The sequence below is a fragment of the Sphingobacterium endophyticum genome, assembly GCF_009733535.1.
Classification (GTDB): Bacteria; Bacteroidota; Bacteroidia; order Sphingobacteriales; family Sphingobacteriaceae; genus Sphingobacterium; species Sphingobacterium endophyticum.
On the sequence record NZ_SMMI01000003.1, the window covers coordinates 592138 to 604754 of the forward strand.

General features: G+C 34.9%; 11 protein-coding genes and 5 tRNA genes. 4 read left to right on the forward strand and 12 right to left on the reverse strand.

The annotated features are described in order from the left end of the window. Genes dapB through E0Y80_RS05575 form a run of 4 tightly spaced genes read right to left on the reverse strand, consistent with a single transcriptional unit; the run spans window position 1 to window position 3228 of the window. On the reverse strand, window positions 1–744 hold the full coding sequence (gene dapB / locus E0Y80_RS05560) for a 4-hydroxy-tetrahydrodipicolinate reductase (protein WP_156306485.1): 744 nt from the start codon (window positions 742–744) through the stop codon (window positions 1–3). 15 nt (window positions 745–759) lie between these two features. Further along, a complete protein-coding gene (locus tag E0Y80_RS05565) occupies window positions 760–1449 on the reverse strand; it encodes a DUF5683 domain-containing protein (RefSeq protein WP_156306487.1) in 690 nt (229 codons plus the stop codon). A 59-nt stretch (window positions 1450–1508) separates the two neighbouring features. After that, a complete protein-coding gene (locus E0Y80_RS05570; protein WP_156306489.1) occupies window positions 1509–2429 on the reverse strand; it encodes a ParB/RepB/Spo0J family partition protein in 921 nt (306 codons plus the stop codon). A 1-nt stretch (window position 2430) separates the two neighbouring features. Further along, entirely contained in the window at window positions 2431–3228 is a 798-nt protein-coding gene (locus E0Y80_RS05575; protein ID WP_156306491.1) for a ParA family protein, read from the reverse strand. 214 nt (window positions 3229–3442) lie between these two features. On the opposite strand from E0Y80_RS05575, the gene E0Y80_RS05580 reads away from it, so the two are divergent. The 4 genes from E0Y80_RS05580 to E0Y80_RS05595 all read left to right on the forward strand — a co-directional run bounded on the left by E0Y80_RS05580 (window position 3443) and on the right by E0Y80_RS05595 (window position 8643). Further along, window positions 3443–3964: an NADPH-dependent FMN reductase gene (locus E0Y80_RS05580; RefSeq protein ID WP_156306493.1), complete on the forward strand. Its 522-nt coding sequence runs from the start codon at window positions 3443–3445 to the stop codon at window positions 3962–3964. A 132-nt stretch (window positions 3965–4096) separates the two neighbouring features. Beyond that, window positions 4097–4813 carry a 3-keto-disaccharide hydrolase gene (locus E0Y80_RS05585; protein ID WP_156306495.1) on the forward strand — a complete coding sequence of 239 codons (717 nt, stop codon included), beginning with the start codon at window positions 4097–4099 and terminating at the stop codon, window positions 4811–4813. Between the two features lie 332 nt (window positions 4814–5145). Continuing rightward, complete coding sequence (locus E0Y80_RS05590; RefSeq protein ID WP_156306497.1) at window positions 5146–6012, forward strand: glycosyltransferase; 867 nt, start codon at window positions 5146–5148, stop codon at window positions 6010–6012. Between the two features lie 234 nt (window positions 6013–6246). Next, on the forward strand, window positions 6247–8643 hold the full coding sequence (locus E0Y80_RS05595; RefSeq protein ID WP_156306499.1) for an ABC transporter permease: 2397 nt from the start codon (window positions 6247–6249) through the stop codon (window positions 8641–8643). Window positions 8644–8778: 135 nt separating this feature from the next. On the opposite strand, the gene E0Y80_RS05600 is transcribed toward E0Y80_RS05595, so the two are convergent. The 8 genes from E0Y80_RS05600 to E0Y80_RS05635 all read right to left on the reverse strand — a co-directional run bounded on the left by E0Y80_RS05600 (window position 8779) and on the right by E0Y80_RS05635 (window position 12560). Continuing rightward, window positions 8779–8850, reverse strand: a tRNA-Phe gene (locus tag E0Y80_RS05600). Continuing rightward, window positions 8834–9082: a GIY-YIG nuclease family protein gene (locus E0Y80_RS05605; RefSeq protein WP_156306501.1), complete on the reverse strand. Its 249-nt coding sequence runs from the start codon at window positions 9080–9082 to the stop codon at window positions 8834–8836. The genes E0Y80_RS05600 and E0Y80_RS05605 overlap by 17 nt, the downstream gene beginning before the upstream one ends. Window positions 9083–9135: 53 nt before the next feature. Further along, a tRNA-Phe gene (locus E0Y80_RS05610) sits at window positions 9136–9205 on the reverse strand. A 54-nt stretch (window positions 9206–9259) separates the two neighbouring features. Then, window positions 9260–9329 (reverse strand) — tRNA-Phe (locus E0Y80_RS05615). Window positions 9330–9401: 72 nt separating this feature from the next. Beyond that, a tRNA-Val gene (locus E0Y80_RS05620) sits at window positions 9402–9476 on the reverse strand. A 9-nt stretch (window positions 9477–9485) separates the two neighbouring features. Continuing rightward, a tRNA-Val gene (locus E0Y80_RS05625) sits at window positions 9486–9563 on the reverse strand. Between the two features lie 232 nt (window positions 9564–9795). Then, the gene (locus tag E0Y80_RS05630; protein WP_156306503.1) at window positions 9796–10119 is read right to left on the reverse strand and encodes a DUF6686 family protein; all 324 of its coding nucleotides are present in this window, start codon (window positions 10117–10119) and stop codon (window positions 9796–9798) included. A 452-nt stretch (window positions 10120–10571) separates the two neighbouring features. Beyond that, a complete protein-coding gene (locus E0Y80_RS05635; RefSeq protein WP_231595937.1) occupies window positions 10572–12560 on the reverse strand; it encodes a putative porin in 1989 nt (662 codons plus the stop codon). Window positions 12561–12617: the final 57 nt, after the last annotated feature.

Consider the following 12617-nt stretch of genomic DNA (forward strand, 5'->3'; position numbering starts at 1 on the left):
TTAATTATTAAAATCAAACATTTCCGTCACTTGGTAAAACCCTTTTTTACCAAAAAGCCATTCTGCCGCAATTACTGCTCCTAAAGCAAATCCTTCCCTGCTGTGAGCAGTATGCTTGAACTCAATCTGATCTACTTCTGAACTATAAAGCACAGTATGAGTTCCCGGAACCTCCTCTATTCTAAGGCTTTCAATCAGTAATTCATTAGCTTTCGGAATAACCTCTTCTCCAGAACCCTCAACTGAATTTACCCAAGCACTTTTATCTTCGTTATTTTCTAAAATTCCCTCTGCAATCGTAATGGCAGTGCCGCTCGGCGCATCCAATTTATGGATATGATGAATTTCTTCTACCTGTACGTCATATTGCTTATAAGGATTGATTGCCTTTGCAAGCAACTTATTAATATGGAAAAATATATTAACTCCAATGCTGAAGTTGGATCCATACAATAAGGATTGTTCCGCTTCTAAACATGTCGCTTTCACTTCATCTAAATGATCGTACCATCCTGTTGTTCCCACTACCAAGGGCAGGTTAGATTCGAAACATAAACTAATATTTTCTAAGGCTGCATGTGGGGTACTGAAATCAATAGCAATATCTGCATCTTCAAGATCCTCCGAGCTAATGCTATCTCGATTCCGCTCATCAACGATTAAAACAACTTCATGCCCTCTTTTCATGGCGAAGCGCTCAATCAATTGCCCCATTTTTCCATAACCTAATAAAACGATTTTCATATAGTTAATTGGTTTTTATTTTATGGTAAAGGTCATTTTAAATCCAGGCGTAACTAAATTTGAACCTGAAAACGAACCCATACCCGGTGTATATGCATAATTTGGAAGTAGCGTTGGCGAAACTTTAAAGCTTAGGTCATTACTGATATTCCAACGATTCTTCAATATAGAGTCTACATAAGCTTCCACAACATTTAGACCGTACCATCCTACAGTTATTAATATAGTTAAGTCCCTGTTCCTGCGGCCATAATCCTTCTGAGCAACTAATCCTTGTATACTCCAGTTACTTCCTAAACCCAATGATTCATGATTTGAAGGCTGCCCAAATTCCTCACGGTACTGTAGCTCTCCTAAAAACTCATTATAATACCACTGCCAATAATTGAAAGTTAACCCAGCGCCAACAAATCCACCATAGATAATAGGAACTTTAATCCACCATAATCCACCATTGGTATATTGACCCCAGCCAGGTAATATCAGCGACCTCTTCCAAGCAATCCTTGATAGGCGCTCAATCTCTAAACGAGCTGAATCCTTTAGGATATTTTTATAGTAATACTTCTCGCGCTCTTTCTCTGCTTTCTTACGAGCCCTTCTTTCTTCACGGGTTTCCTTTTTAGTAGTATCTTGGGCATTCTTCTTTTTTAATGAATCCTGCACCTGGATCACTTTTGTTGAATCAGGAGCTACTTCCTTCACTTGGCTTTTTAAACCAGTAAAAGACAAAATCATCCCAAAGAGCAATAAATACTTATACATTACCAGTCAAGCAACTCTAATATACGGCTCAAATCATCTTCCGAATTAAAAGGAATTTCAATTGCACCCTTTCCTTTAGTAGTCTTTACGTTTAATTTAACGCGAGTAGCAAATTTAGACGCCAAATCATCTTCAATCTTCTGGTATTGAAACGCGAGTGGAGTTTCTTTTTTTCCTTTTTTCTTCTGTTCCTTTGCTTGTTGTACTTCGCGAACTAATTGTTCAGCCTTACGTACCGAAAGTCCCTTTTCAACAATTTCCTTGAATATAAATAGCTGCTTATCAATCTCACCAACATTAATCAATGCCCGTGCATGACCCATTGAAAGGTCTCCATCGCGAATAGCCGCCTGTATAACCGGTGGCAATTTCAATAAGCGTAGGTAATTGGTTACTGTAGAACGGTTCTTACTTACACGATCGCCTAATTCTTCCTGCTTCAAACTACATTCCTCAATCATTCGTTGGAAACTTAAAGCAATTTCTATCGCATTTAAATTCTCTCTTTGAATATTCTCAATCAATGCCATTTCTAACATTTGTTGATCATTCGCAGTACGAACATATGCTGGAATTTCTGTAATTCCCGCTAATTTGGATGCTCTTAATCTTCGTTCACCACTTATCAATTGGTATTCATTTTTCCCAACTTGACGCACGGTGATAGGCTGTATTAAACCCTGAACTTCAATAGATTCTGACAATTCCTTTAAGGCCGTCTCGTCAAAATCAGTTCTTGGCTGAAAAGGATTTATTGATATTTGCTCTACTTTTATAAAGTTTATGCTACCGGCAGGAGAGCTCGGTGTTTTATTTACAGGTGTTTCGGCAGATTGTTCTTTAGGACTACTTACGACATCTTGCTGAAGCAATGCCCCCAAACCTTTCCCCAATCCTGTTTTCCGCTGTTGTGCTGCCATACTATACTGTTACAGTTTGCTTGTTCTCTTTTAATAACCCATTTTTTTCTAGAATCTCTCTCGCAAGATTCAAGTAATTGATCGCTCCTTTGCAGGATGCATCATGCATAATAACCGATATACCAAAGCTTGGCGCCTCGCTCAATCGTGTATTACGCTGAATAATGGTCTCAAATACTAAATCATGGAAATGCGTACGAACTTCTTCTACAACTTGATTTGACAACCTTAAACGGACATCATACATCGTTAATAAAATACCTTCTATTTCCAGCTCTGTATTTAATCTATTTTGAACTATTTTGATTGTGTTCAATAACTTTCCTAATCCTTCTAACGCAAAATATTCACATTGAACCGGAATGATCACTGAATCAGATGCCGTCAAGGCATTGATGGTAATCAAACCCAACGAAGGTGAACAGTCAATGATGATAAAGTCATAATCATCCTTTACCTCATCCAAAAGACGTTTCATTTTATATTCACGCTCTTCTAAATTGATCATTTCAATTTCTGCACCAACCAAGTCGATATGGGCAGGCAATAAATCAAGATTAGGAGTGTCTGTTTGTTGGATCGCTTCTTTTGCTGTTATATCATTTACCAAACATTCATAAATGCTGTTTTTGATTGCGCGAGGATCAAAACCAATACCCGAAGTTGAGTTTGCCTGTGGATCTGCATCCACCAACAAAGTCTTATACTCTAACACAGCTAAACTCGCAGCAAGATTGATGGAGGTGGTTGTTTTACCAACTCCTCCTTTTTGATTGGCTATGGCAATAATCTTTCCCATTGTGATTCCTCAATTTTTGAAAATAATTCAAATTGGCACTTCTCCACTTCGATTTGCAAATTAACATACCTTAATGATATTAGATACTTAAATGATGTTAAATTTGTTAATTTTGCTGTGAAACTAGTTCTACCAACTTAGGATGCTAAGATACGAAAAATAGATTTAGGTATTTACACCGAACGCTATTGCTTTTTACATGTAACAACTTACGATGAATTTAATTATCTCAGGCACAAATAGAAAACACTCCAACTCCATAAAAGTTGCAAAATTTTATCAAAAGGAATTGTCAAAAAGAGGCGAAGAATTTGAAATTCTTTCTCTTGAAGATCTGCCTGAAAATATCATTGCAACTGACCTTTACGGAAAGAGAAGTGAAGCATTTGCAGAGATTCAACAAAAAGTTTCCGAAGCTAAAAAATTTGTGTTCATTATCCCTGAATATAACGGCAGCTATCCTGGTGTGCTGAAAATTTTTATTGATGCCTGCTCTTTTCCTGCTTCATTCTTCCATAAAAAAGCAGCTCTAGTCGGTGTATCCACTGGAAAATATGGGAATATCCGAGGCGTGGACCATTTTACTGGGGTATGTAATTACATGCGAATGCATGTACTCCCTCTTAAAATCCATATCCCTTTGATTCAAAACGAATTAAACAATGAACATGAATTCCATGACCCCATTTCCCTTAAATTCATCATGGAGCAAATAGAGGAAATTGTCAGATTCTAATTGCTGTCTTTCTAAACATTCCTTTTGTCAAAATTTCTTTATTAACTCGTATTCTTCTTGTGAATTAAGAATGATGTTGATTTTTATGTCTACATTTAAACTTGAGTTTAAATTAAAATCAATCTTTACCGCATGTCAATCAGATTTATTACCTCGTTAGCAATTTTTCTTTCAATAGCATTTACTTCATGTAACCATGATAATTCAGATTCCAATAAAACCTCGTCAGAAGGTTCTGATGTCTTTTTCAATGGAAAGGACTTATCGGGTTGGCATATTTACAATCGTGGAAACGACGAATCTAAATGGAAAATTGTCGATGGCGAATTAATTTGTGACCCCAAAGGAACAGGGCAATTTGGAGATATCATCAGCGATAAAGAATACGAAAATTTTGAATTGGACTTTGAATGGAAAGTCAAAAAAGGAGGAAACAGCGGCGTATTTATCAATGTTAAAGAAGATACAGCCTATGCAGCTACTTTCGCAACTGGATTAGAAATGCAATTATTAGACAATGCCAACGCCGAACAAAGGCACAAAATAGACTCTACGCATTGGGCAGGATGTCTATATTCGGTGGAATGTATCGGTAGTAATTCTAAACCAAATCCTTTCGGAGAATGGAACAAAGGTAAAATCAAACAGGATAACGGTCAGGTAACGTTTTGGTTAAATGATAAAATAACTTTTCAGGACAGCATTAATACACCTGCCTTCAAACAAAAAATTGCAAATAGCAATATGAAAAACTACCCTGCTTTTGCTACATACCCTAAAGGTAAAATCGCATTTCAAAATCACACCGACTCAGTTGGGTTTAGGAATATCACAATAAAGGAGCTTTAAGCCTCCTCATTCTTTTCCAATACAACAGAGCAAACCCTAAGAATAATTAAATGGGGAATTTATTCCCTTTTGACCTTTACTTAATAATCTGTTTGATTAATATTTAATTATGCTAATTTTTCTCTTAAATTATATATTATTTATTATAATTTAATATTTGCTCTTTTTGTGTTGTAATTTTTTTTAACACTTAATGAATTTTTTTAAAAATTATTAATCAAAATGCAACTTGCAATTACTTTAATAGTATATTTGTTTATCACTAACTTGTTTTCTATTATGGTAATTAATAATCCGAGATATATTCTTAGACCATTTAAATATTGCGCAAAATGAAGATTTCTGTTGCAATGTGCACCTATAACGGTGAAAAATACCTGAAAGATCAAATTGAAAGTATATTAAATCAATCATCGCCAGTCGATGAAATTATCATTTGTGATGATCGATCTAAAGACGGCACCAAAGATATTCTTGAGTATTATAAATCAATTCATCCGGAATTATTTAATATATCATACAATGAGACTTCATTAAAGACGGTTAAGAATTTTGAAAAAGCTATCCTCAAAACATCAGGGGACATCATCTTTCTTTCTGACCAGGATGACATCTGGAAAGTTGATAAGGTGAAAATTATACTGGATATATTTTCAAAAAATGAAGATGCTAAAATGATCTTTACAGATGGAGATCTAATTGATGCCAGCAACAAATTATTAGACCATTCATTGTTTGAAAAATGGGATTTCCCAAAAAGCAAGCAAAAACAATGGAAAAACAACAAAATCGCCATTATTAATCTTATTAATTGGAATAATAAAATCACCGGTGCAACAGTGAGTTTCCGGAAAGATTTAATTAACAAATTTGTCCCTATAAATCCTCCGTGTGATTTCTGGCATGATGCCTGGATCGGGATACACGCAGCAAGAGAAAACGGACTCTTTGTTTTCCCAGAAAAATTAATCCAATACCGGATTCACAGCGAACAGCAAGTCGGATTATCCAAAAAATCAAAAAATCCTGACAAAGAATTGGATTGTAAATTATTGAAAAAACAATATTCAGATTACCTAAAAAAAGAGTTCTCAGATTATTTCCCATATTTTGATCATGGAAAGCACTCTGTTATTAAAAAAGTAAAGAACAAGATTGTAGAGTTCAAAAACTTCTTTCAGAACGCAAAAAGCACGTAATATAAAAGCATCAAGAGATTGATGCTTTTTTTGTTTATCATTCCTAATAAGCTGTCTAAAATTCACTTTGTAAATCCGAATTAATAAAAGTTTAATTGAATGTTCATTAACGACCATTTTTTGTTCAATTACGAACACAACCAGATAGCTAATATTTCTTAACTTATTGGTTTTTATTATTTTAAGACATTGGTTTAGTCTTTGCGTAGCATCTTTTAATCAGTAATCAATTTTATGAATTCATTAAAATTAATATTAAGAAGATGGAGGAGTCGACCTTCATTCTTCTGTTTAGGGGTATTAGGATTAGGAGTTTCTTTCTCTGTTCTAATATTGGTCCTTTCATACATTCAATTTGAATTGAATTTTGATAAATATATTCCCAAAAATGAAAATATTTATTTAGTAAGTAGAGAAAATAAGATGAATACCTATTTGGATCACACCAACTTAGGGAAAACATTGGAGCATGAGATTCCCGGAATTAAAGCATCTGCAACCTTGTGGATAGATCAAAAAGGATACTATGCAGATAATACAGAAATTTTCAATGAGAGGTACTTATCAGTTTCACAGGATTTTTTTAAAGTATTTAATTGGCCATTAAAAGGAGGTAATTATCCAGTTGAAACAGATAAAAATGACATATTTATTTCTGAAGATGCTGCTATAAGACATTTTGGAAAAACTGATGTCGTTGGAATGCGGTTAAAATCAAAGGATGCACTGAATGAAGAAGATATTTATACTGTTAAAGGAATCTTTAAAAATCTACCAAAAAATTCAAGTATAAAAGCTGATGTTATAATTAGTGACGATAAAACAACTCCGGATTTCAATGGAACAGAGACAGAATTTAGAATTTCATATAACTGGCTATTAATAGATAATAATACAGGTCTAAATCAAATTGAAAAAAGGTTAAACAGTTATGGAGATAAAATAAGTAAACAAGAAAAGCAGAAATTTAAACTAGTAAACTTATCAGATTTACATTTTAGTGATGATAAATTGCTACAAAAAGATTTTAATACAACATCCCCTAAAATATTGTATTTACTCATTGTTATTTCCCTGTTTATATTAATAATTGCATCCATTAACTATATTAATTTATCCATAGCAAAATCATCTAGTCAAATAAAAGAATTTGGCGTTCGTAAAACTTTTGGAGCATCTAAATTAAGCCTCATTAAACAATCTTTTTTCGAAACAAGCATTCATTTATTCGTTTCAATGTTAATTGCAATTTTTATTGCAGTATTAACTTTCCCATATTTTACAAAATATCTAAAAATTGAAATCAATATCGAACATCTGCTTGATGTCAAATCAATAGTTGTTCTAATTGGCATTTCCATTATTATCGTCATTTTATGTGGAATATTTCCTGTGTTACAGTTGCTAAATAAAAATGCAGAACAGCTATTAAGAAGGAATAATTTTAACTTGGATATTAATTTTAATATTAAGAATGCCTTGATCATTGTCCAATTCTGTATTTCAATATTCTTAATAATATTTTCCATTGGAATTCATAATCAAGTAAAGTTATTAACGAACAGGCCTTTGGGATTTGATAAAGAGCAATTGCTAATTTTGCCAAATGTTCAATTAAGGGAAAGATATCAACCTTTTAAAAATGAACTCAAGAATATACCGGGGATTATTTCTGTAGCAGGATCATCAATGGGTATAGGGATAACAGAGGACAAAAATAAAATTGATAGCATAACTACTTCTCAAACAATTATTGCAGATTTCGATTTTATCCAAACATTAGGTATAAAATTATTGGAAGGAAAGAATTTTGATGCGAACAGCCAACATCATAGAGTGTACAATATGGAATATATGTTGTATGATCCTGAACATGAAGATGAATTTATAAGGAAGGCTAGAGCGAGACCAATTATCGTTTCCAAGAATTTAATTGATCATTATAACATAAAAGATCCTATCGGGAAGATCCACATAAACAGCAATGGAAATCCTGTTGGAACAATAATAGGTGTTGTCGATGACTTTGAATTCGGATCTCAGCGAGATAAGAATTCCATAAAAGTGATTTTTGGAGATTATAGCTTTTATTTCGGCGGATATGTTATTTTAAAAATAGCAAACAATCAGATTTCAAATACTCTTAGCAAGGTTGAGAAGGTTTGGAAACAGAAAATCTCAGAAAAACAATTTGAATATTCATTTGTCGATGAAAGAATTGACAATTTATATAAGGAAGAGTTGGGGCTAAGTTGGCTTATTACAGTATTGACATTAATATCTATCATTTTATCTATTGTTGGAGCAATAAGTTTATTGGCAATTACTATTCAACAAAAAACAAAAGAAATTGGCATACGAAAAGTGTTAGGTGCTTCAATTTTAAGAATTTTTAGGCTGTTATTACTAAATTCCCTTAAACCCATTTTTATTGCATTGATTATTGCCATTCCAATTTCTTGGTGGGCTATGAATTTGTGGCTGAATAATTTTGAATATAAGGTATCATTGAATTTTACAGTATTCTTGATTTCTGGTTCTTTTATTATACTCCTCACGACGCTTTCAATGTTTATACAAGTCCTTAAAGCAGCAAGAGAAAACCCCATTAATAGCTTGAGAGATGAATAGTTCATTAATAGTTAGTTGGTGAACCTGTTAAGGATAAAAGGAAGTAGATAGAATTTTTGCCCCGCATTTAGTCGGAATCCTAAGAACTAGTTTAACTCCAAAAAAAGCATCAATAATTGATGCTTTTTTCGGTATTGGAGGCTACTGGATTCGAACCAGTGACCACTTCCGACTTTTAGTCGGAATGCTCCTAACCAGCTGAGCTAATCAATTTCTCCAATAAGTTTTTACTTTTCCAATTCTTGATCTGTCTTTCCCTTTTCATGGCCTCTAACTTATCTTTATAATATTCTTTGTAAACGAGTTTCCAATCATTTGCCCTATTAGTAAAACCCTTACTTTTTGAATTATGTCTACGTAACCTATCTGAAATGTTCTTTGTTAATCCAATATAATACTGGTCTAATTGAGCGGAATATAATATGTATACAAAATACATAAGATCAATATATGCAAAAAAGCACCAATTCCTTGATGCTTTTCTTTCGGTAGTGGAGGCTACTGCATTCGAACCAGTGACCACTTCCGACTTTTAGTCGGAATGCTCCTAACCAGCTGAGCCCACAATCAAATCCTATAAAAAAGCACCAATTCCTTGATGCTTTTCCTTTGGTAGTGGAGGCTACAGGATTCGAACCTGTGACCACTTCCGACTTTTAGTCGGAATGCTCAAAACCAGCTGAGCCCACAATCAAAACCTATAAAAAAAGCACCAAAAACAAAAAAGCACCAATTCCTTGATGCTTTTCCTTTGGTAGTGGAGGCTACAGGATTCGAACCTGTGACCCTCTGCTTGTAAGGCAGATGCTCTGAACCAGCTGAGCTAAGCCTCCTTTTACTGTTGGTGGAGAATACTGGATTCGAACCAGTGACCCTCTGCTTGTAAGGCAGATGCTCTGAACCAGCTGAGCTAATTCTCCTTATTTTCTTTGTGACCACTTCCGACTTAATGTCGGAATGCTCTGAACGAACCGAACTTTGATCCTTTTCGCTGTTGCGGTGTGCAAATATAGGTGTAAATTCTGATTTACAAAATATTTTACACATATTTTTTGACCCTACTCCGTCAATCAATTCAGTGCCAAATATTTAATTTATATAAAAATAAGATTTTTGGACTAAAAACAAACCCAATAGTCCTTTAATAACGATTTATTGAAAATAAGAATAGATCCTTTCCATATAATAAGCCTCATCTAAGGACCTTAGCAATTCCGACAATTCGAAGCGATCAAATGAAAAATTAATGCCGGGATATGGACTACTAAGTACCATTCTTTGCCTGCCATCAGGAAATGAAATAGGCTCAGTTTCCTTGTAAATATCTTTGACGATGGATCTAAATGCAATGAAATCTGCTTTGCTGAAATTAATCATAAGGTTATTGAAACAAAGATGAATCATTTCGTGATCATCAGGCATGCTAATGAAGCCTAGCTCACTTTTGGAAAGAATTTTTAGGCGGCAACTATTCATATATGTTCAGTGCTTTATTTGTGCCTGCCTTACCCGCACGCCTATCTCATGCGGGTAAACAGGACTTCTGTATAATTGAAACTATTTTTTCTTTGCTGTAGTAAATGTAGTATTTATTTAGAATGATTATAAATAATATTCCCTTTATGACATTCGGATTATATTTTATCGTTTAGGTTAAACAAAAACGTTTTCATTGGGGTTGGCTTTGGTCTTGCTCGTGTTTTGCTCGTGTCTCATCCACAGCTTGTCCAAAACTTATCCGGAGCTCGTCCGCTCACAAGCGGACGAGCTATGGACAATGTCAAACCAAGGTGCGGACCAGACACGAGCGAAACACGACTAAAACAAGACTAAAGCTCAAACAGAACCATAGCCTTTGCCTACTAAAAATTACAAGGAAACCTTACCATCGGACAACGGCAAGAAAAAGTTCTTAAGCGGATTATGCACTAATCATAAAACTTCCATGAAACTCCAAACCTTAAAAAGGCTGGGTTCATAGGATATCTTCTGACAGTGTAGTATCCATTTGGATAGACGTGTTGGTTTGCGAAACTGTAGCTTACAAATAGGTTCACGCGATCAATGTTACCAGTCATCCAGAAGTCTACAATTGGGTAGGTAGAGAATTCTATTCCTACGTTGTCATTGTAAAACTGACCGGAGTTAATGGAATAAGACGGTGTACGAAATGGAGTGTTAAATTTGACATCCATACCAATTCTAAAATCCATTACATTGTACAGGATATTTGCATAGTATAGACTGTGCCATGTATATAATTCAGGAGTAGCGAGTACAGCCATGGCATCTGATTTTTGATAGACTACCCTATTGTCTAAATGCCATCTGCGGAATTTAAAATTCTGACCGATGGTTAACTTTAAGAGATTCAAGTTGCTTTCTTGTGCAGGCATGATATGTCTCCTAAGAAGGGTGCTATTGTCAGGGTTGTCAATCTCTTTAAAATATGTATAGTTATTGATTAAGAAGTATTCTAACTTTCCAGTAAAACCAATCTTATCATTGGCATATTGAAATGAAAGGTTTTGGGTCTTAATTTTGTCCAGGTTCAAATCTTCTTCCTTCCATGAATGATAAGAAAGGTTAGCGTTTTCGAAGATCATTTCTGGGGATTTGTTCTGTGAATATGCCCCTATTCTCAATTTTCCGAGCACATCGCTTAGGTGTACATCGGCATAGGCCTCATAAAGGAAATCTCCAAAATTTCGTCCAATAACAATTTGGTTAGCGGAGAAGTTTAAATCCACTCGATCGGAGAATTTATATCCTATAGCTCCTTTGACCATACTGTTTTGATAGAATCTATTGAGCATACTATCCGCATACCAGATCAGGTCATTTTGGAAACCCAATTCTACTTTCGCTTCGTTCTTGAGGTTCTTTCCTCGGAGATAGAAGCTATAAGTAAAATCATTGGAGATGGTTGTTATTTTAGTTGTATCATCGACTTCAATTAAATTTCGGTCGTTATAAGGCAGGGCATTATAAAGATCCGATTGATTTTTATAGAAGATGAACTTTTGTTGGCGAATACTTGAATTATGAGCGACGACATTGGTTGGATGAATTTCAGCATCAGGACCACTTCCGCTCACGGTATCAATTCTTCCTAGATAATAAGATTGCCTTAAGAAAAAGCCAAGGTCTTTCCATTTATTATAAGGTCTATTTTTTTGAATACCATCCAACCTTACAGGATATCTACTCGGCGAGGTATTATCAGAAGTATCCCTAAATAAAGTATCATTACGTACAGAGCCGTTTTCGGTTGCATCTAAGGTATTGAAAGTAAAATTTGAAAGTAGGTTATACCGCTTGCTTGGCGATTCGTACCAAGCGAATACAGCCCCTTTTCGGTCACTGTACTGTTGGTTATTATAATAACCATCTGTATTGGTAGCATGGTATTCCGCCCCTATATTTAAATGCGGATTAATATTCTGTGCTAATTTTGCACGGAACATCTGGTCATCGAAGAAGAAACCGACAGCATAGAGCTCTGAATAACGTGCTCGCGCACGATAATAATGAATGGAATCTGGGTTAACGAGATAGCGTTCCATAGCATGGTATCCCGATTGAAATCCGATAGTCTTATTGGGATTAAACAATAAGTCACGGGCGGCAAGACCGTAGGATCCAAGGTTAATGGTTGGGTCCCAAGGAAGATTTTGCTTATTGTAGTATTGAAAGTTTACGTGTGAGGTATCAATCTGAAAGGTTTTAGTTCCTCTCTTCATGGTTGCCAGGTTTGTATAGCGCACGTATTTCGCTGTAAAGATGACAGAATCCTTCTTATTATCTTCAGCATTACGCGCAGAGTCCAATGCAGAACTGAATTCATCTTCAGTCTGAGCGTATAGTTTAGGCAGCAGACTAAACAACATCAATACAAACAGCAACCTTTTTAGCATACTCAAAATAGGATCGGTACAAATTTTATGCCCTCAAAAATAGCGCAAAAAACCAAA

Coding starts and splice junctions, on each gene's coding strand:
- dapB (WP_156306485.1), bottom strand. CDS start 744: ATGAAAATCGTTTTATTAGGTTATGGAAAAATGGGGCAATTGATTGAG.
- E0Y80_RS05570 (WP_156306489.1), bottom strand. CDS start 2,429: ATGGCAGCACAACAGCGGAAAACAGGATTGGGGAAAGGTTTGGGGGCA.
- E0Y80_RS05575 (WP_156306491.1), bottom strand. CDS start 3,228: ATGGGAAAGATTATTGCCATAGCCAATCAAAAAGGAGGAGTTGGTAAA.
- E0Y80_RS05580 (WP_156306493.1), top strand. CDS start 3,443: ATGAATTTAATTATCTCAGGCACAAATAGAAAACACTCCAACTCCATA.
- E0Y80_RS05585 (WP_156306495.1), top strand. CDS start 4,097: ATGTCAATCAGATTTATTACCTCGTTAGCAATTTTTCTTTCAATAGCA.
- E0Y80_RS05590 (WP_156306497.1), top strand. CDS start 5,146: ATGAAGATTTCTGTTGCAATGTGCACCTATAACGGTGAAAAATACCTG.
- E0Y80_RS05595 (WP_156306499.1), top strand. CDS start 6,247: ATGAATTCATTAAAATTAATATTAAGAAGATGGAGGAGTCGACCTTCA.
- E0Y80_RS05605 (WP_156306501.1), bottom strand. CDS start 9,082: ATGTATTTTGTATACATATTATATTCCGCTCAATTAGACCAGTATTAT.
- E0Y80_RS05630 (WP_156306503.1), bottom strand. CDS start 10,119: ATGAATAGTTGCCGCCTAAAAATTCTTTCCAAAAGTGAGCTAGGCTTC.
- E0Y80_RS05635 (WP_231595937.1), bottom strand. CDS start 12,560: ATGCTAAAAAGGTTGCTGTTTGTATTGATGTTGTTTAGTCTGCTGCCT.